The organism is Alteribacillus iranensis, assembly GCF_900113025.1.
In the GTDB taxonomy this organism is placed as follows: Bacteria; Bacillota; Bacilli; order Bacillales; family Marinococcaceae; genus Alteribacillus_A; species Alteribacillus_A iranensis.
Window position 1 is genome coordinate 546,737 of sequence record NZ_FONT01000002.1, and the last position, 18,872, is coordinate 565,608.

At 44.7% G+C, this 18,872-nt stretch carries 16 protein-coding genes and 1 pseudogene; 4 read left to right on the forward strand and 13 right to left on the reverse strand.

Translation table 11 applies throughout. From position 1 onward, the window contains the following. Positions 1–497 precede the first annotated feature (497 nt). The 10 genes and pseudogenes from BM095_RS06615 to BM095_RS06660 form a co-directional block, all read right to left on the reverse strand. Entirely contained in the window at positions 498–905 is a 408-nt protein-coding gene (locus tag BM095_RS06615; RefSeq protein WP_091659189.1) for a hypothetical protein, read from the reverse strand. Between the two features lie 83 nt (positions 906–988). After that, on the reverse strand, positions 989–4,108 hold the full coding sequence (locus BM095_RS06620) for an efflux RND transporter permease subunit (RefSeq protein ID WP_281243872.1): 3,120 nt from the start codon (positions 4,106–4,108) through the stop codon (positions 989–991). A gap of 2 nt (positions 4,109–4,110) precedes the next feature. Then, positions 4,111–5,781, reverse strand: a complete 1,671-nt coding sequence (locus tag BM095_RS06625; protein WP_091659191.1) for an efflux RND transporter periplasmic adaptor subunit — start codon at positions 5,779–5,781, stop codon at positions 4,111–4,113. 32 nt (positions 5,782–5,813) lie between these two features. Continuing rightward, positions 5,814–6,293 carry a MarR family winged helix-turn-helix transcriptional regulator gene (locus tag BM095_RS06630; protein WP_091659194.1) on the reverse strand — a complete coding sequence of 160 codons (480 nt, stop codon included), beginning with the start codon at positions 6,291–6,293 and terminating at the stop codon, positions 5,814–5,816. A gap of 793 nt (positions 6,294–7,086) precedes the next feature. Further along, positions 7,087–8,382, reverse strand: a complete 1,296-nt coding sequence (locus BM095_RS06635) for a TolC family protein (protein WP_177194732.1) — start codon at positions 8,380–8,382, stop codon at positions 7,087–7,089. Between the two features lie 502 nt (positions 8,383–8,884). Further along, a complete protein-coding gene (locus tag BM095_RS06640; RefSeq protein ID WP_091659198.1) occupies positions 8,885–9,184 on the reverse strand; it encodes an RpnC/YadD family protein in 300 nt (99 codons plus the stop codon). A gap of 35 nt (positions 9,185–9,219) precedes the next feature. After that, positions 9,220–10,248, reverse strand: coding sequence for a type II toxin-antitoxin system antitoxin DNA ADP-ribosyl glycohydrolase DarG (gene darG, locus BM095_RS06645; RefSeq protein WP_091659201.1), 1,029 nt, complete (start codon positions 10,246–10,248; stop codon positions 9,220–9,222). A gap of 12 nt (positions 10,249–10,260) precedes the next feature. Next, a pseudogene (gene darT, locus BM095_RS06650) lies at positions 10,261–10,890 on the reverse strand (type II toxin-antitoxin system toxin DNA ADP-ribosyl transferase DarT). A 384-nt stretch (positions 10,891–11,274) separates the two neighbouring features. After that, positions 11,275–11,526: a hypothetical protein gene (locus tag BM095_RS06655; RefSeq protein ID WP_091659203.1), complete on the reverse strand. Its 252-nt coding sequence runs from the start codon at positions 11,524–11,526 to the stop codon at positions 11,275–11,277. Further along, complete coding sequence (locus BM095_RS06660; protein ID WP_091659206.1) at positions 11,520–11,789, reverse strand: hypothetical protein; 270 nt, start codon at positions 11,787–11,789, stop codon at positions 11,520–11,522. The genes BM095_RS06655 and BM095_RS06660 overlap by 7 nt, the downstream gene beginning before the upstream one ends. A gap of 858 nt (positions 11,790–12,647) precedes the next feature. Between BM095_RS06660 and BM095_RS16760 the strand changes: the two genes are divergently transcribed. Continuing rightward, complete coding sequence (locus BM095_RS16760) at positions 12,648–12,941, forward strand: flagellin (protein ID WP_281243873.1); 294 nt, start codon at positions 12,648–12,650, stop codon at positions 12,939–12,941. A gap of 162 nt (positions 12,942–13,103) precedes the next feature. On the opposite strand, the gene BM095_RS06670 is transcribed toward BM095_RS16760, so the two are convergent. From BM095_RS06670 to BM095_RS06680, 3 genes are all read right to left on the reverse strand, one after another. Continuing rightward, positions 13,104–13,415 (reverse strand): DUF4387 domain-containing protein, encoded by a 312-nt coding sequence (locus tag BM095_RS06670; RefSeq protein ID WP_091659212.1) that lies wholly within the window; start codon positions 13,413–13,415, stop codon positions 13,104–13,106. Positions 13,416–13,431: 16 nt separating this feature from the next. After that, on the reverse strand, positions 13,432–14,820 hold the full coding sequence (locus BM095_RS06675) for an acyclic terpene utilization AtuA family protein (protein ID WP_218151615.1): 1,389 nt from the start codon (positions 14,818–14,820) through the stop codon (positions 13,432–13,434). 210 nt (positions 14,821–15,030) lie between these two features. Next, the gene (locus BM095_RS06680) at positions 15,031–15,771 is read right to left on the reverse strand and encodes a GntR family transcriptional regulator (protein WP_177194733.1); all 741 of its coding nucleotides are present in this window, start codon (positions 15,769–15,771) and stop codon (positions 15,031–15,033) included. Positions 15,772–15,980: 209 nt separating this feature from the next. On the opposite strand from BM095_RS06680, the gene BM095_RS06685 reads away from it, so the two are divergent. The 3 genes from BM095_RS06685 to BM095_RS06695 are packed head-to-tail and all read left to right on the forward strand — an operon-like array spanning position 15,981 to position 18,415. Further along, on the forward strand, positions 15,981–17,351 hold the full coding sequence (locus tag BM095_RS06685) for a TRAP transporter large permease subunit (RefSeq protein WP_091659219.1): 1,371 nt from the start codon (positions 15,981–15,983) through the stop codon (positions 17,349–17,351). 21 nt (positions 17,352–17,372) lie between these two features. Then, the gene (locus BM095_RS06690; RefSeq protein WP_091659221.1) at positions 17,373–17,690 is read left to right on the forward strand and encodes a hypothetical protein; all 318 of its coding nucleotides are present in this window, start codon (positions 17,373–17,375) and stop codon (positions 17,688–17,690) included. Then, complete coding sequence (locus tag BM095_RS06695; RefSeq protein ID WP_091659224.1) at positions 17,687–18,415, forward strand: gamma-glutamyl-gamma-aminobutyrate hydrolase family protein; 729 nt, start codon at positions 17,687–17,689, stop codon at positions 18,413–18,415. The genes BM095_RS06690 and BM095_RS06695 overlap by 4 nt, the downstream gene beginning before the upstream one ends. Positions 18,416–18,872 lie beyond the last annotated feature (457 nt).

The window sequence follows — 18,872 nt, forward strand, 5'->3', positions numbered from 1 at the left end:
AAGATCAACACTTATCTTGACCTCCTCCCTGCTTCCATCATAATTATGGGCACCTTTCATGACGAATTGTTCCCTCCTGGACGACGCCTCCGGATTTTGGGCATCTTTCCAATCATTGCATGACCTTAACCCTTGGCGTGACCCCGGGGTGGGAACTCTACCAGGTCGATCGTGACCTGCATTTTCTTTTTCCCGTTTTCCGGGCAACGTTCCGATCCTTGCGTAACCTCAACACCTGACCATACCCGCACTTGGGAAGGCTGCGACGCTCACCCTGACCTCTCAGACGCCCCTCCGTAATTTTGGGCATCTTTCGTAGCGTATCCTACCCTCCCAGACGGCACCTTCGTGATTTTGGTCAACTTTCGAAGCGGAGCATGACCTCCTGCACAACACCCTCTCCTTTTGGGCACCTTTCCAAGCCGATCTTGCCCCACCTATAAAAAAAGAACCTGCAGCGGTGGGCTCGAGCACCCTGCTGCAGGTTCTTCCTTTCCTTATTCAAGCGTCTCTTGGGTAATAAGAGATCCGTCTTGGGCCACGATCAGATCAACGGGCTGATCTGGGTATTTCTCGCGGATCATTTCTTGATATTTGGTCAGCCATTCTTCGTTCCATTCTTGGTCGGCGCCAATGGTGATGTCGATGTTGACGGATTGTTCGCCTTGATCGTCCACGACTTGCACCATCGCGTCTTCTACTTCTTCTTCGGCTTGCAGCTGTTCCTGCAAGTCAGCATCGCTTTCTAGTTCAGCTGCTGGTTCTTTTGGTTCTTCTTGTTCTTCTTGTGTGTTTTCAGCATCCTCGTTATTCTCGGTGTTCTCTTCTCCGGAAGAACACGCGGCGAGGGCTATTAACAAAGCAGCTAGCATGCTGAGCATAAGACTTTTACGAATTACATGCATTCTCTCCCACTCCTTTTCTCTCATCCTGAGATTATTTTACCTTACGAACGCGGGGCTCGTATAGCATTTTTTCGAAAACAAACCTATTGATCGATCGAGTCATCGACCGGACGCTTGCGGCGGAAACGGATGCCGCTGAGCTTTCGTTTCAGCCATTGCACCACATTATCTGTGGAAGCATAAGCGACCGGGATCAAAATTAACGTAAACAAGGTCGAGAACAAGAGTCCAAATATCACGACAATCCCCATCGGTGCCTGGGCTTCTGCTCCTTCGCCTATTCCGAGGGCGACCGGTGTCATCGCAAGCACCGTGGTGAGCACGGTCATTAGGATCGGACGCAGTCTCGCAGGTCCCGCTTCTAAGATCGCTTCGTCACGGTCTCCGCCTGCTTCTCTCCGTTGGTTAATGTAGTCGACCATGACGATCGCGTTGTTGACGACGACCCCGGCGAGCATTATGATCCCTATAAACGCGGTGATACTGAGCGGTGTTCCTGTGATGAACAGTCCGACGAGGACACCGATTAATGTGGCTGGCATTGAGAACATGATGACAAATGGCTGCACGAACGATTCAAACTGGATCGCCATGACCGCATAGACGAGAAAGATAGAAGCGAGCAGCGCTAAGGATAAATCCCCAAAGGCTTCCTGCATATCTTCGGATTCCCCGCCGTAGCTAATGGTGTAGCCGTCCGGCATGTTCATTCGGCTGACTTCTGCTTGTATATCTGTTGCGACTTCGGATAACGTCCGGCCTTCAATGTCACTCGTGATGTTCACTTGCCGCTGTTGATCTTGCCGGTTAATTTCTGTTGGTCCGGTCGTTTCCTCAAGTGTCGCGATGGAAGACAGCGGCACACTCGTCCCTGTTGGTGTCACCAGCGTCAAACCGCGGAGGTCGGACAATTGCTCGCGGGAGTGATCTGGGAAAATTACCTCGACGTCAATTTCTTGCCCTTGTTCGCGGTATTCGGTCGCGACTTGGCCGTTAAACGCCGTAATAATTTGTCCCATGACATCTTGGTACGTTAATCCGTACTGGGCTGCTTGCTGACGGTCCACATCTACTTCGATTTGCGGGCTTCCTTCTCCGGACGTTGTCTCGATATTGGATGTTCCTTCGATTTGTTCCATCGAGAAAGCCACTTCTTCGGCTAACATATCGAGAACTTCTGTTTCTTCCCCTTTGATGCTGACAGAAATGGGAGAAGTGCTTCCCATCGCCCCGGATGTCATGCTTGCGACAGTCACTTCCGCACCAGAAATTCGTTTCGCTTGTTCGGAAAGCTCACTAATCATTTCTGTCGTTTCGATCGACCGTTCCGAGGATGGGACAAGTGACACATTGACGGATCCGGTGTTCCCGCCTCCGCCGCCACCCATCATGGCAGAGCCTCCTCCGACGGTTGAATACGTCGTTGCAATCGATTCTTCGTATGGTTCTAAGAGCGACCATACCCGGTTCACTGCTGTCTGTGTTTCCTCGAGCGTCGAAGCGGTTGGCGTCTCGACGGTGATCATAATTTCTCCTTCATCGGATTCCGGCAATAGCACCGCCCCGATGAGAGGCACTAACGCAAGAGATGCGACGATGAGTCCCCCTGTTAAGAAGAGAACGGTCTTGCGGTGGTTCAAGGACCAGCGCAGCATCCCGCGGTAGCGGTTGTTCACCCACTCCCCTAAACGGGTGAAGCGGCTTTGTTTCTCTTGCTCTTTGATGACCATATTCTCTTTAATGAAACGAGAAGAAAGCATCGGTACAATCGTTAACGCCGCGGCGAGTGATGCAATTAACGCAAAACTGACCGTTAACGCGAGCGGCGCAAAGAGCTCCGAGGCAATGCCTTCCACAAACACGAGAGGAAGGAACACAACGAGTGTCGTCATCGTGGAGGCTGTGACCGCACCGCCCATTTCTTTTGCTCCGTCAATGGCCGCTTCGATGCGCGATTTCCCCGCTTCTATATGTTTATAAATGTTTTCCAAAATAACGATCGAACTGTCGACCATCATCCCGACACCGAGGGCGAGACCACCCATCGTTAAAATGTTAAGCGTCTCTCCGGTGAAATACATGAGCGCAAACGTGGATACCACCGCAATCGGAATAGAAATACCGATGACCAATGTCGCTCGAATGCTTCGTAAAAAGAGAAGCAATACGATGACCGCAAACAAAGCACCGTACAACAAGTTGTCGGTCACACTGCTGATGGACTCCTCAATGAAATCGGCAGAGTCAAACACAACATGGAGGGATGCTCCTTCGCCGAGTTCTTCATTTAAATCGACGATCAAGTCCTCTACCGCATGGGACACGTCCACCGTATTCGCATCGGACTGCTTCATGATCGAAAACATGTACGCAGGCTCATTGTTGACGTACGTTAAACTCGATTCTTCTTCGACCGTATCAACGACATCCCCGACATCGCTTACGGTGACATTTTCTCCCTCACCAATCGGGATAATTGTGTTCGCAATGTCTTCTACGGTTTGAAAATCGCCGTCTACCCGCAGCTGAAGATCACGGCCCCCGCTTTCCACATCCCCTGCAGAAGCAGACGCGTTTTCTGACTGGAGTGCATTAATCACATCGTTCGCCGTAATCGTATATCGGTTCAATTCAGACGGCTTCAATTGAATTTCAATTTTTCTCGTCTGCACCCCTTCCACATTCGCAGAAGCGACGCCATCTCCTTGTTCGAGCTTCGGCTGGATGCGCTCTTCGGCTATCCGTTTCGCTTCGTCATCAGAAAGGTTCTCCGAAAACCCCAGCCACATCATCGCTTGCTGGTTCGGGTCAAAACGAAGGACGGACGGGTCATCCGCTCCATCCGGTAACGCACCGGAGGCCCCATCCACCGCTTCTCGTATATTTAACATCGCTTGGTCCAAGTCAGTCCCGAAGTTAAACTGGATAATAACCAGCGAGGAGCCGGATGTCGACTGGGATTGAATGTTATCAACATTTTCAATCGATGCTAAAGAGTCTTCAATAGGTTGTGTGACCGTTTCTTCAATATCTTCAGGAGCCGTGCCGGTGTAATTCGTTGCCACGACGGCAAGCGGCAGCTCCATGTCCGGGTAAAGATCGACGGCCAGGTTACGTAATGCCGTGAGCGAGAGTACAAGAATCATCGCCACGACCATCACGACACCGACCGGTCGCTTGACAGACCAACGGGACAAATTCAAAATTACTCACCCCCGCCTTCTGCCTCTTCGTCTTCAGACGGGGTCTCTTCTTCCGCTGTCTCTTCTGATTCTTCGGCAGCGTCTTCTTCCTCTGCTGGTGCTTCTTCTTCCACCTCAGTGACGTCTTCAACAAGCGCCCCATCTGTTAGGAAAAATTGTCCCCGCGTCACGACTTTGCTGTCCGGCGACAGTTCCGCGTCCACCGCTGACACATCAGACTCTTCTCGAAGCACTTCGACTGGGACGAGCACCGCCTTATTTTCTTCCACGACAAACACAGATGGCTGTCCTTCAATGTCTATAATCGCTTCCGTCGGAATAATAATTCCGTTATCAATGAGTGTTTCTTCAATTAACAGCTCACTGTAAATCCCGGCTTGCAGTTCATCTCCTGTATTCGGAATCTGTACTTCCACCGTAAACATGCCATTATCATCCGCGGTCGACGCAATATAATCGACCGTCCCCGGAACGTCTCTTTCTAACGATGGGAAGTGAACGTTAATGGACTGGCCTTCTGTAAACAGCATTAACTGCTGCGGTGTAACGGAGGCTGCAGCCTTTAGCACATTCATTTCTCCGAGAAGAAGCATTGGTTCTTGCTGGGCGTACAATTCACCAGGCTCACTGTTGATTTCCAACACTTTCCCTGAGCTTGGTGCCCGTACAACTGCATCATCCAAGTTCTCTTCCGCTTGTTCCACGGCAATACGGGCTTGTTCGAGCGCCGCATTCGCGTCCTGAATGCCGCCTTCCGCTTCTTCTACCGTCGCATTCGAAGCGTCAATTCGCGTTCTCAGCTCTTTCTTCGCTGCTTGTGCTTCTTCCCAGGCTGCTTTTGCTTGGGTGACTTGGGACTGCAACAAATCAATGTCATACGTTTGACGCGCTTGTTCAAGGTTGTCCTCTGCTTCAGAGACATTGCTTTCTGCATCAGTAACAGCTGTTTCTGCTTCCGTGACACGGTCGCGCGCATCATCCACCGCTGCTTCCGCTTGCTCCATCTCCTGCTCGGAAATGAGGCCCGCATTTAACATTTCCTGGCTCCGATCGCGGTCTCTCTCCGCGTTCGCCAAGTTCCGTTTCGCGGTCTCGAGAGACTGTTTCGCCGACTCCACGGTGCGCTTCGCCGTCTCTACAGATCGTTCTGCCGCGGACACGCCAGACCCTTCATTTTCCTTCGCTTCTTGTAAATTGATTCTCGCTTGATCGTATTGTTCTTTCGCCTGTTGAATCGCATAATCCGCATTCTCGAGTGCTACTTTCGATTGGTCCGCATTCGCTTCGGCCCCTTTTTTCCCTGATTCAGAAATAGAAACCGAGCTTTTTGCCCGTTCATAGGCCGCTCTCTCTTGCTCGAGCGCATGTCGTAAATCGGTGTCATCCAACACCGCAAGAACCTGTCCTTCTTCGACATAGTCCCCTTTTTTGACACGTATTTCTTCTATTTTTGCATTTAGTTCTGGTGTTAACGACACTTCGGACATCGCTTCTGTCGTCGCACTAATGGTGTGATCCCCTTCCATGGATCCAGACACCGCGACGGCCGTCTCGACCGGAACTGCTTCCTCCTCGGCGGCTGTATCTACCTCTGCCGATTGACAAGCGACCGCTGTCGACAAGAAAGCAGCACCGAGCACGCCTTTCCATATCTTGCTCATATGTAACCCCACGTTCGTTAGCCCTCCTCTATGTATCACCGTTACTAATTGTTGTATTCAATCTCACGTTCACACGTGTGACTCGTGTACGCTTCTTGTTCTTCTTTGACGATGGTTTTTAAGTTGTTGGCAATCCGGTAAAAATCTTCTAAATCCTCATGAGACAACTGGCGCAAATATTTGGCTGAAATACGGTTCCGCGTCTCACGCATCGCTTCGAGAGCCGCTTTCCCCGCTCGTCCTAATTTGACAAACGTCTGCCGCCTCTCGTTCGGATCCAACTCGCGGACGATGTACTCCTCCGCCTCCATTTTTGACAAAAGCTGACTCACCGAACTGCGCGACGCATGAAGCAATTCCGCCACGTCTCTCACATACAACGTAGAATACCGTGACACCATCAACAGCACAAACCGGTACCTGTCCGGAATCTCATGAAAATGAGCCCCAAACTCCTCTTCGACACAAAGGGACAAATCGAACAAAGATTCATCGACAGCCCGCAATAATTCTTTTTTATCCAATCATCGTTCCACCTCTCTATGGAAAAGCGTAAGGCGCTCGGTCATCGGCGACAAGTGCTGGAAACTCGCCAAGGAGGCTTTGCCGCCGCAGTGCGAGTTGAAGCGACCTCGAGCCGATAGCGCCTGAAGCTAGACATATCGAAAAGCTGAAGCGCCTTGGCTTGCACAGGACGTTTGCGAACTTAGCAAAAGATCCATACCTGACGTTTGCCACTATGTAGCCTGCGCTAAAGCAAAACCGCTCTTCAGAAAAGTTATCATTGAACAGTTCACAAAAGAAAACTATTAATTTACTTAACCATTTGCAAGTATAATATATATCTTGATAAGGTCAATACTTTTTTCCTATTTGTCACAAAATATGTGATATTCAAAGGTTTCTTGTCACATCTATCGATAGCAGGATGACTCGTAAGGCTCGCTTGCCTCAGGCAAGGCTTCAGCTAACCGACGGAAAACCGCCGTCGGTGGATCTTCAGCTCTTGCTTTTCCTGTAGGCGTCTCGCCTCATCGTCATCCTAAGGTTATTCAAATATATAAGTTTTATTTCCTATCTAATTAAATTATCTACTGAGACATGAGCAATAGTTTGAAAGATATGTTTCCCCACCTCCCAAGTGTACGTTCTCATTTAGGTACCAAGACGACATCCGTTCAAACTACGCTGTGCTTGCTTGCACTGGGTCTACTTAACCTCAGGCAACGCTTCACTTACTAGGAACAGTCTTATTGATAGAAAAGAAAAAATCCTGCAGGTGGGTTCCCTGCAGGACTTCCGTTATATCTTGTTTCATTATTGAGACTGTTGGATCAGTCCGTTTCGAATAGATTCGATTTGTTGGACGATCAAGTAGTAGTTTTGTTTCTCCGTGTCATAGTCGTGACGTGCTTGGTCGATTTGAGCTGCGGCTAACTCATATTCGGCCCGAGGCAGCACACCGATATCGACTTGGATCTTCAAGCGGTCGTAATCGTATTCAGCCAAACTCACTTCCCGCTTTGCCTCTTGAACGACTTGATACTGTGTCGTCGCTTGATTGAATGTATCTTGAATGGTTCGTCTCATGTCCTCGCGCAGCTGAGCAATGTTACGTTCTTCTACCTGAACATTGAGATCCGCTTGCTCTCGATCATGAGAGTTCGCATCCTCGTCTTCATAGATGTCATCCCGGTCTGCTTTCGCGAGCGCCAAGGCTTCTTTCGCTTGCTTCATGCCGTAAGAGTTCTCGATCAGTTCCTCCGTCGGCGTTTCTTGAGTTATCTTTGGCAAAGAGTCTGTATCCGGCGCTTCCAATGTAATCTCAGGATCATAGACGACTCCGATATTTAATGCAAACACAGACAAGTTCCCTTCGAGTTGTGTCTCCAGCTGGTCGATTTGCGACTGCAAGCGCGTCACTTCACGCTGTGCTTGATCTAACTCCTCCCAAGACGCAACTCCAATATCAAAACGAGTCTCTACATTCTTTACGCGCTTTCGTTCAGTTTCTAAAGAATCTTTCAGAAAGTCAATTTGGTCCCGCGTGGAGAGCAACTGCATGTACGTGGAAGTCGTAGACAGCTTAATGCCTTCTGCGGCACGTTCTTTATCGTATTCCATGCTTGCGATATTGGAATTCATTTGTCGGAAGGAATCTTCCAATGGCTCCAGCTGATCTTCCAATGCTTCGATTTGATTCTGAAGTTGAAGGCGGGATTGGAACGTACGCTGTCCTGTTTCCTTTTGGACGTCCCTTAAGTCATCCATCTCATCCTCTAAATCTTCAATGTCATCCAATATATCCTCATAATCATTTTCAGAACCACCAAGTTGGCTCTTCAAATGAGCTAAACGATCTTCCAGAAGCAAAAGAGACGTATTTTCATTTAACGCAAACTCAATCGCCAATTCGAGCGTCAAAGATTCAAGCGGCTCTTCTTCCGGCACTACTTCTTCTTCTCCGTCCTGATTCTCCTCATCCTGCTGTGCCTGTTCCTCCTGCTCTTGTTCTTCGAGAACCTCTTCATTCCCATCTGCCAACGCAGCAGACGTCACTCCGGATGATGCTAATAAAACGGCCAAACCAGCAGCCGCTACACTCTTTTTCATAAACCCTTCCCCCATTCATTTATGTAGAGAAAAATATGTAAGTACTTCCTATACATTCCTTCTTTTAGCTTACCATAAAATTGCTAAAACGGGCAGAGAGAGAATCACCAAGAAGTGAAATCTTCGGAAGAGAGAAGGAAAATTGTTAGAGATTTTTCACCGTTTGTATAAAGCTTTTCTTGCTGCCCTTATCCCATTAGTATTTCCTGCACTCTATTTTGTACGCTTTTTCGTCTACCACGGCGATAGTCATCATTACGTTCTAGAACGTAAAACAAAATCACCTGCAGATGAACCAAAATAATTAGCAGAGATAAACAAAAAAGAAAGGAAAAACAACTTTTCTTGTTGTCATTCCTTTCCTTCATGGTAAAAATGTTTTTCTAAAGCTTCGTAATCATTATGGTCAGTTACTATGCTAGTATGCACTGATAAGGAGATTCATGCGACGGACAGTGATCTTCTTTAGTTTGTCTGGAGCGATCTCATATCTCTGGAGATATTAATTCATTTCCTTCTGAATTTCGATGACTCGTTCTTCATGAAGCTTCGTTATGTCAGCAACCGTTCCAACATCCATTTCTTTAGCAAGAAGACGACGAGCGATATCTTCTCTTTCTTCTTGACGAGCCTCTTGACGTGCCTTTTGACGTGCCTCTTGTTCACGGATTTCTGCTTCACGAACGGCTGCTTCTTCATCAAGAACCCGTTTGAGACGGGCTTCATAGGCAATGACCTCTTGCTCCGTACCACTTAGTACTTCCCAATTTTGAAAGGCTGGACGTAATGTCTCATCTTTCATGGCAATCTCCTCCAGTCAGTCATGTGTTGTTGACGCTAACTGTGTTGATATAACACGTTCTGAAGATGGTTGGATGCCTTCATAATATGCTTAGGAGGGAATAATTTTTTCTTTCGATCGTTCCAATTCTGTACCTCGGTAACTAATTCTTCGTCCGTGGATGGTTGTATATTTTTTTGGATCCAATGGACAGTCGCCAACAGTTCCATCCCATATGGATTTTCAAATCCTTTAATAATATCACTGACCTTCTCCAGCCGCTTAAGGTTTTCTTCTTTATTATTAAGGTATTCCCGCGCTTTTGATCCAGCTGAATGAATAAGATAAATATCAGAATCTCTATTTCGATCGCCGTAACCCCGAATAAAATGACCTTCTAGTCTCTGCAAAACAAAGTTTAAGTTCTCAGCATACGGACCATATTTATTTTTCACAAAGTTAAGCTTCAATGGTTCGCCAGCTTCTTGTAAGAAGTAAGCAATTTTCTGGATTTCTAAAAGAGTAAGCCGATACCCAGGCTCCATGTATTGATGAAGGGAAGCTAACAACAATGCCCTCGCCTCTGTCATGTTTGGTGTTGTGGTTCCTATTTTCATTTTTTCAGGTTTTGGGCTGCCAGCAGGTTCATACACATGCACTTTCACAGGGGTATCCGCAAATGTCTCCTCGATGAGCGGTTTTACATCTTCCCAATTCAGCCCTCCATTTCCACAACCTAATGGCGGAAGAGCAATGGATGGAATCTCTAATGTTTCAACGACGTCTTTGAGATCTTTTAGTCCCTCTGTTATATAAACCATTTTGGATTTTTCTTTCCAATGCCGCTTGGTAGGAAAATTGATAATATACTTAGGTCCAACGAAAGAATTCGTAGGAACAACATGCATGTGACCAACCTGTACTTCACCTTTGTCACATGCCTTTTTATACTCCTGAAATACGCTAGGATAAGCTTGCTTAAACTGTAAAGCAACCCCTTTCCCCATAACACCGACCGTATTCACCGTATTCACAAGAGCTGCGGAAGAGTCCTCTAGCAAGTTACCCTTTTTGAACTCAATCATTCGTGTCACCTCCTAATAATAAAACTGAGGTCTTATTAATACGTTCATCTCTATATGATATTCTTTTAGTATTTTATTAACAGTTTCTTTCATGCGTTGATTATAAACACCTATGCCTAGAAACAAAGACAATTCGACTTGCTGGTGTACTAAAAACTCTGCTTGTCTGCGACGTTTTCGATCTGGGTGATCAGCGTCATCGAACCAATATTTGCTTTCCATTACACTCCAATCAACACGGGCTAAGTCCTCTAAGTCCTTATAAAACTCCGACAAGGCCATAATGGCATGGCCATCCGTAAAAACAAATTCTTTATTATGCTCTTCCATGAGTTTCGTGTTTGTCACTAAATATACGATATCACTCTGCTTGCCGTGATAGTTCTCCACTCATCCATTTTTTATAGCATACAGCATGGGAGATTTCGGGGCAAAGTAAAAAGGAACATAATCATGGAGCATTCCATAAGGCGAGGCCTGTACCCTTGTTGATGAACGTCTGTCTTGGATATGCCCATAGGCAATATCTGAATAAGATATCTTTTTGAAGGTAACTTGAGAATGAGCTACTAACACTCCTTTTTCAAAAATCGAAGGAAGGTTCTTATAATCAGTAATATGATACAAAAGCTTGTGCTCCATACATTCACTCCATCAGAACGGTAAGTAATTAATTAGACATATTCGACAACAATGTACAAATTCCTACTTTCATTTTATCCTCATTTTAAAATACCAAAGAAAGCTCTACCCGGTAAAAGAGTGCTACAGAATACCGATATTAATAGAAAGAGTATCCATCTAGAAATGATGATCAAGTGAAGAGGAACACGAATATGTTAGAATTCAATGACACGCATCTCCTTTTTGTGCTGGTTTATTGGTCTAAACTTAGTCTAACAAAACTAGGAAATTGCGTGTTTTTTTATACCTCATAAATTATCAGAAATTACTCCCACCCCAACATTTATTCTAGAGCCACAAAAAAGAAAGGAAAAACAACTTTTCTTGTTGTCATTCCTTTCCTTAATGGTAAAAATGTTTTTCTAAAGCTTCGTAATCATTATGGTCAGTTAATATGCTAATTGCCCACTGATAAGGAGATTCATGAAATCCCAGTTTATCCTTCATTAAAGAATTCTCTACCTTAGAATCCTTAATCAATTTCATTGCGTCCTCTTTGCTTTTACCAAACTCGCTTACTAGCTCATTTGAAATATGATCAATCATTAAGTTAATTTCATTACGTAATTCCGTTTTATTATTTGTGTTTAACATTGTATCACCTCCAAAAGTTGCAAATATTGAGCAGCCTCACTCGTTAATACCGCCAACTGATTCTTATTATTATATGCTTTAATATCCCAATAATTCTCTGATAGTAAACCACCATCAGCAACAGGTCCATAAATCCAATCTTTAGGTTGAAGTGGGGAATCATTCCCTTGTCGCATATTCCAGACAAACTGTTTCCATTCGACCTTTTCGTCATCAAATACTTTACAGTTTAATTCTTCCCATTTATAAACATCTTCAATCATAAACTCGATAACAGTAGGTTCAAAGTCGTTTTTGTGACTGTTGTAGAGAAGCTATCTCCATTTTCAAGAGAGAAACTGTGATAGTATCATCTTCATCATCTCCACCTGCGACAAACTGGACTTCTGAGCCATCTACAAGTAAAGTTCCATTTGTTAGTCACAAATGACTACAGCCCCATCATCTTTTCATCATATCCTAGGATACCTACTATTACCGGGCATTTTCTCTTTAATTACTGGAGATGTTCTTGCTATTCCCCCTTATTACCTAGGATACCCCCTGTTACTACCGGGCATTTTCTCTTTTATTACCGGGGATATCCTTACTATTACTGGGCATTTTCTCTTTACTTCCTGTAATAAGCGCTATTACCGGAGGGGAGCTGTTTTTACCGTTATTCGGGCTTTCTCAATTTTTATACCTTCTCAATAGTTTCTTAGCAAGCTCTTCGTAACTTCAACTCCCGACATTTAAGTACCCCTAATTATCGATCTATTATGCCAAGTTACACAGCTCGCATCAAGCACCAAAAAGAAAGAGTATTTATGAAACAACCTTTGTCTTCACTTTCCCCAATAATATAGACAGGAATGCATGTCCACATATTATGGAACCTCACTATTTCTCAGGCTGATATACGGTTTTATAAGCTTGGTTCTTATGACTTGGGGTACTTGGATAGCGAAGTTGAAGTTTATTCAGTTCTACCAATTTTTTAATGTGGTTCTTCCTTAAGCCGTTAGCCTCTCTATTTAATAATTGTGACAGTTCATTTAAAGATAAAAATTGATCACGACACAAGGACAATTGAATTTTTTGATGCGAGGATAAAAAATGTAGAAATCGAAGACCTTTCTGTGATCGAAGCAGAAGATCGGAACACAGCTCTCGCAGCCATCGACAAAGCCATTGAAAGAGTATCATCGGAACGCGCAAAATTTGGGGCCTATCAGAATGCGCTTGAGCACATACATAACAATCTAACGAATACAAGGATGAATGTCACCGCCTCTGAATCCCAAATACGCGACGCCGATATGGCGCAAATGATGACAGAGTTCACGAAGCAGAACATCCTCAACCAATCGGGCACAGCCATGTTAGCCCAAGCCAATCAATTACCACAAGGCATTTTGCAGCTTCTAGAATAGGACACACTCCCATAAAAAGAAAACCCTCCATACCTTTCTGCACCAAGGGATGGATCTTTCTACGCTTTCCTTATAGATACGAATTTTTACCAAGAATAAAAAAAGACCCGTTCCATGAATCGTGCGACCATAGAACGGGTGATTTTGTATGTTGAAATTCACTTATTTTATTTCCACACCTAACAACGGGGCATATTGTTGGGATCCAAAGATGTCGCCATCTCCCGGATCCCCACTCGGACGCGGGCGTCTGATCGTAAATTTAATAGCATTGGCAGGGGCATACTCTACAAAATCGGTAATTTCCCCTTCTGATATACCATATAGCTCAGCCAACGTGCTTTTTGTAATACTTCCTGAACTCTTCACTTCTTCATAATCCGTTTTATTTTGAAAAATGATATCAAACGTGATTCGATCGGTTCCTGCATTTTTACTGCGAATGGTTTTTGCTACATCATTCAGTGTCGTCATCTTTTATCTCCTCCGATTACGATTTGATTAGTTCCGCATTCACGTCCGTCATATGAACATCAAATAGTTCCAATGGATCCTTCACCGGAATGGTATGATTCAGTGTCCAGGAGAACGTTGGGCCTGCGTAAATGACGTCATCAATAACATACGCCGCTGTTCCTGCTGTCCCTTTCACTTCCGGTAGTCTCGCATAAAAGATTTGTCGTGTCGCAAAGAGCGTTAATGCTTCTGCTACTTCTTTGGAATCAGCCACTCCTTCCACAATAATGCAAAGCTCATGTGACTTTATTTCTTGGACAGGTTCTAGATCCCCCATCACACCGTTTTTCCCGTACACTTTTAAATTCAAATGATAGTACTCATCCTTAAATTCCTTTGCTGTTTGCTCTTCAGCAAAAGCAACCACCTTGTCAATATTCTTTATCGTATAAGGATCGCGAACACCAGCAATACCGATATATTTTTCTCCCACTTTTCCGGATCCTTCTAATTTCACTTTGATATCGCCTTCTACCGGTATATATTTTGCCCCGGTAATACGTGTAGTCTTCTCATTGTATTGTTCGTAGTGGCAATCCGTCATGTCCAGCATGCCACCCGCAAAATATTCATAGAACGGATTCGATCTTTCATACATCGCGTGTCCTGCCACCGACGCTATCGTGCACCGCTGATTCGGATGCATCGCTTTTACTTTTACATCCTCATGAGTAATCGTTCCGATCACGCTTTCTTTTGCTCCGTATGGCTCCGCACAAAACGATGCGCACTCGAGTACCTTACCCAGGTAATATGCATGATTTTCAGGAAAGCCTTCATAGATTGCAGGGGCCGCAAATACCGCACAATCACTGGAACGACCTCCGATGATAACATCCGCACCTGCTTCCAACGCTTGGATAAATGGGTGGATCCCCGCTACCCCTACAATTCTCTCCGAATCAGCCACCATTTCCTTCGTGGCAGTGGATCTATCATCCAGACCTTCGATGACAATTCCGTCATCCATTTTATTCACGATGTCTTCTTTGTCTACTTCCGAATAGAAGTACGCTAGTTTAAAAGATGGAAGGTTATGTTCTTTGGCCAAATCTTTAATAATGTCTACGTACATATCAACACGGCTATTAGCACCAGTGTCCCCGGAAGATCCAATAATCATCGGTACATTCTGCTCGCGAGCGGCTAACAACATTAATTCCAAGTCATGCTTTTGCCATCTGTACATACTTACGGACCGGTCCTCTCCTAAGGCAGAAGGTCCGATGTCATCGCTTCCCGAGTCGCAGCAATAATAGTCAGGTTTCGTTTCTTTCGCCAAGTAAAAGCTCTCTTCTTTTGTTGGAGCGAATCCCAAATGTCCATTTGGTGATACAATATTCAACTCTTTCTTTTTACTCAAATCAATCTCCTCCTCAAGGTATAACAGGTTATGACCAGTGATTAAAAGTTTACTACCTCTAGAAAGGATTGTCAATTCGAAACATGAAATTTTGAGAATATTATGTGGGTAGGGCGCATCAAACCACCATACAAATATGTAACTCCGTACCACTGTGATCGTGATACGGAGTTATGTTTGGGGGAGGGTGTGGGACGACTCTTTCACCAGTTACATCTTCCTTGTCAGGTAAAACTTATATTTATCTCCTCGGTAATGTGTCTCTTTATATTCCAGTGGTTTTTTGTCGGCATAAACGATAGAAGTGACGGAAAAGATCGGTTTCCCTATGTCCAGATCCAGCAAGTCGGCGATCTCTCCCTCTGCAATCCTTGCTTCAAATGACTGTTCAATATGAGTCGGCCGAATCGGAGCTTGTTCCGTGTATAAGTCTAAGGTGGAGAAGGGGCTGCCTGTCGATAACGCTTTATCCACTTCGCTTTTGATAAAAGGACTGATCTCTTTTGTGAAATAACTATTGTAATAAACGATCGGACTTTCATCACCGAGCCCGAGTATCTGGACGTTGTACACACTCTCCATCACATCGATATCCAGTAGGCGGGACATGAGGAAGTCGCTCGATATCGTTTCTTCTTTTAGTAATTTCGTGGAGGCAATGAGTCCCTGCTTCATCAAGGTGGAATGGAAATTATTCAACTGTGATAGCTCTTGTTCTATCTTTGAATCCGATACAAACGTTCCTACCCCGTGTACTCGGTGAAGGATACCTTCTTTCTCTGCTAACGAAATAGCCTGCCTGACGGTGATTCGACTCACCCCATACACTTCCCCTAAGACCCTTTCAGAAGGTATTTGTTGATTTGCTTCGTACTTTCCCTCTTTAATATCCTTTACGATTTGATCTTTTAATTGTTCATATAAAGGAATGGTATTATTGCGGTCTAGCATTGTAAGTGCCACCTTCCTCATTATTCATATTACCTATTATACCAGCAATTCATTCGCTTCCCAATTATTTAATCCTCCTTTCTATCCAAACTAGAGAAATTTTCTGTAATTTTTTATTTATAAATTAAAACACTTCTGGTATAATACAAAACACAATTTGATATAACCAGTGGTAGATGGTTACATACAAACTAGTTGGAGGTGCAAAAATGTTAGGAATACCAAGTCCTATTTGGTTGTTAATTGCTTTGATTGTCTTTGTTGCGGTCATGTTTGTCGGCTTTAAACGACCGATGTATGAAGTCATGACGTTGTCTTTCTTTTTTGTTGTCATTTTATCCGGCTCTTACCATTTAATGTGGGAATCCCTATTATATCCTTCAACGAGCAGTCTGTTTTACGCGATATTTGCTTTTATGGTGGTCGCCATCCTCTTTGATGCAACGAAGGTCGTCCAAAAAATTGTCAATTTAATGCTATCGATTGTAGGGAGGTTTAAAGGGGGAGCAGGTTACGTCTCCTTGCTTGGCAGTACGTTTATGGCTTCTTTATCCGGGACAGGCCCAGGAAACGTAGCAGCAACTGGCGTATTTACGATTCCGATGATGAAGCGTGGAAAATATCCTTCTGCCCTTGCCGCAAGTACAGAAATGTCAGCGAGTATGTTAGGAAACATCCTCCCCCCTTCTGGTATTGTTATTCTGACTTTTGGAATTTTAAATGAAATTCAACCCGGAAGTATTAACCTGAGTACGTGGATCGTAGCATCTTATGGCATTGGGCTCTGGTTTTTCCTACAACGCTGGATCACGCTGTGGCTGCTCTGTCGTTTTTACAAGGTAGAATCCATCCCAGTCGCTGAGCTTCCAACGTTGAAGAGTAGTATCAAATATGGTTGGCCCGCCTTGATATTACCTCTACTCATTTTCGTTCCTTTGTATTCTGATGCTCAGCTATCCGACTTTTTTACGCAACGAATTGGAGAAGCAGGAGCTGAAGCTTATTCCTCTTCTGTATTGATGTTCACACCTGGTTTGGCTGGAGCCTATGCCCTGTTCATTGGCAGAAAAGCCTTTCCTTCTCAAAAAATCGAATTAAAGAAAGTAGTCTCAATGTTTCAACAATCCCTGACGAACGTCGTACCAATCGGGGTTACGATTTACATGGCGTATGCAACCTCGCAAATATTCGTTGGGCTCCAAATGGATCAAATTGTAAGAGAGTGGTTTGTATCATTAGGAATGAGTTTGCCATTATTAATTATCATTCTGCCTCTTTTCTTCATGTTTTTAGGCATGGTCCTTCCAGGCTCTGCTCAAATCGCCATTTTGGGAGGAGCGATGATATCTGTCTTTGCCGCGTTAGGTGGTGACCCTATTCTCTTTGCCTTACTACTACCGGCTATGACTGGTGCGCTTGAAGGGATGACTCCACCGTTAGCACTTGGTTTGTTTGTGGCGATGGGGATCGCAAAGTCCACATTTAAAGATACGGCGAAATTAGCTGTCATCTGGGTCGCCGTTCATATCGTGCTAACGATGATCTTACTAACCGGTCTCTTGCCTGTATTCGGATTATAATCTCAAAAAGAGGTGATGCAGATGAAAACAAAAATAGCGGATTTGTTATTAAAAGGATATGGTATGATTGCATTGGTTACCCTGCTTCTCGGGTTAGTCGTGAGTCTCACTTTTGCTCTATCCTTAGTGATTGGTGGGAGCACAGGAGAAAGCTTAGCAGTCATCGCGGGGAACGCCATGAGCTGGGGTATACGGTTAGCAACGGTTGCCACTCTCATTGGGATCGCGCACATTTACGTGACTCGTAATCATTCATTAAGCTTAGAGAAAAATGAAAGCGTAAACAATACAGAGGTACCGACAGAAACAAACAAAAATTCAAAGGAAGCGATCATGTGACGATATGGATTGGAGTAACAACCCACATAGATAATGGAGAGGAACATGACATTTATCCGAATCATCCATTACAGTATGTAGAAAGGACATACCTCGATACGCTGCTACATTTTGGGATGAACCCTGTTCTTATACCAGCGACGAAAGACAAAGAAAAATTACAGGAGTACCTCTCCGGTGTAAACGGACTCGTCCTGACAGGAGGCGGATATGTAGCAAAGAAGCCCGCTCCCTCCTTAACCTTGCAAAATACGGGCACAGAACGCTATCAGTTTGAAATGGAAGTTCTCCGTCAGGCCATCCCACTCTCTATTCCGATACTAGGAATATGCCGCGGCGCACAGATGATCAACGAATACTATGGCGGATCACTTTCCTCCCTATCAGATCAGTTCCTTCCTGTTCATTATAATAAGGAAGGAAGTCCGCCAAATAATTGCTTACATGACATAGAAATAAGCCCGGACAGCAAATTGGCGGAAGTCTTACCATTTCAGAAAAATACGGTCAATTCCTTCCACCGGCAGCACATCTCTACCGTAGGAGAGAATCTAAAGCCCGTGGCATGGAACCATACCGTGATTGAAGCAATCGAAGGAACCCAACACCCTTGGATGGTTGGATTACAGTTCCACCCCGAACACTTGTGGCAACAAGACAACCGGTGGGAAAATCTATTTCAAAGCTTGAAAGAGCACGCGGACCCTCTTTCCCTCTCTAAATAAGATGGAAGTACAATTATTTCTACCAATAACAAAAGAGAGAACAGCCGAATCTCATGAGACAGATTCGGCTGATATTTTGATAGTCTCTCTTTCCTCATTGGTAGTCATCTTGGGGAGGAGAAGCCCTGTAGGAATTGCAAGCTCTTCTAGGGAGAACACTCCCCTCCTCATACTATTTCCACATAAAAAAGCCGGATTCTCTATTGTCAGGATCCGACTTTTATTTGGCATGGTTAGGAAACATCCCCTCAGGAAAACGTATCCAATGGTACCATCAATCTCCTAAGGAAAAGAAGAAGAGGCACTTGTAAGATGGGAGGTAGCTGTGGAGGATAACAAAAAAGCTGACTCTTGAGTGATATAGCATGGATGGGTGTAGGCACATCAAGAGGTCAGTGAAGCATAATGACTAGCTTATGAAGAAACGTTTCGATAGTAAACCATGAGAAGAGTCTTT

Bases quoted from the DNA above. Each gene is read 5' to 3' on its own strand.
- BM095_RS06615 (WP_091659189.1), bottom strand. From the start codon at position 905: ATGCATGTAATTCGTAAAAGTCTTATGCTCAGCATGCTAGCTGCTTTG.
- BM095_RS06635 (WP_177194732.1), bottom strand. From the start codon at position 8,382: ATGAAAAAGAGTGTAGCGGCTGCTGGTTTGGCCGTTTTATTAGCATCA.
- BM095_RS06640 (WP_091659198.1), bottom strand. From the start codon at position 9,184: ATGAAAGATGAGACATTACGTCCAGCCTTTCAAAATTGGGAAGTACTA.
- darG (WP_091659201.1), bottom strand. From the start codon at position 10,248: ATGATTGAGTTCAAAAAGGGTAACTTGCTAGAGGACTCTTCCGCAGCT.
- BM095_RS06655 (WP_091659203.1), bottom strand. From the start codon at position 11,526: ATGTTAAACACAAATAATAAAACGGAATTACGTAATGAAATTAACTTA.
- BM095_RS06660 (WP_091659206.1), bottom strand. From the start codon at position 11,789: ATGATTGAAGATGTTTATAAATGGGAAGAATTAAACTGTAAAGTATTT.
- BM095_RS06670 (WP_091659212.1), bottom strand. From the start codon at position 13,415: ATGACGACACTGAATGATGTAGCAAAAACCATTCGCAGTAAAAATGCA.
- BM095_RS06680 (WP_177194733.1), bottom strand. From the start codon at position 15,771: ATGCTAGACCGCAATAATACCATTCCTTTATATGAACAATTAAAAGAT.
- BM095_RS06685 (WP_091659219.1), top strand. From the start codon at position 15,981: ATGTTAGGAATACCAAGTCCTATTTGGTTGTTAATTGCTTTGATTGTC.
- BM095_RS06690 (WP_091659221.1), top strand. From the start codon at position 17,373: ATGAAAACAAAAATAGCGGATTTGTTATTAAAAGGATATGGTATGATT.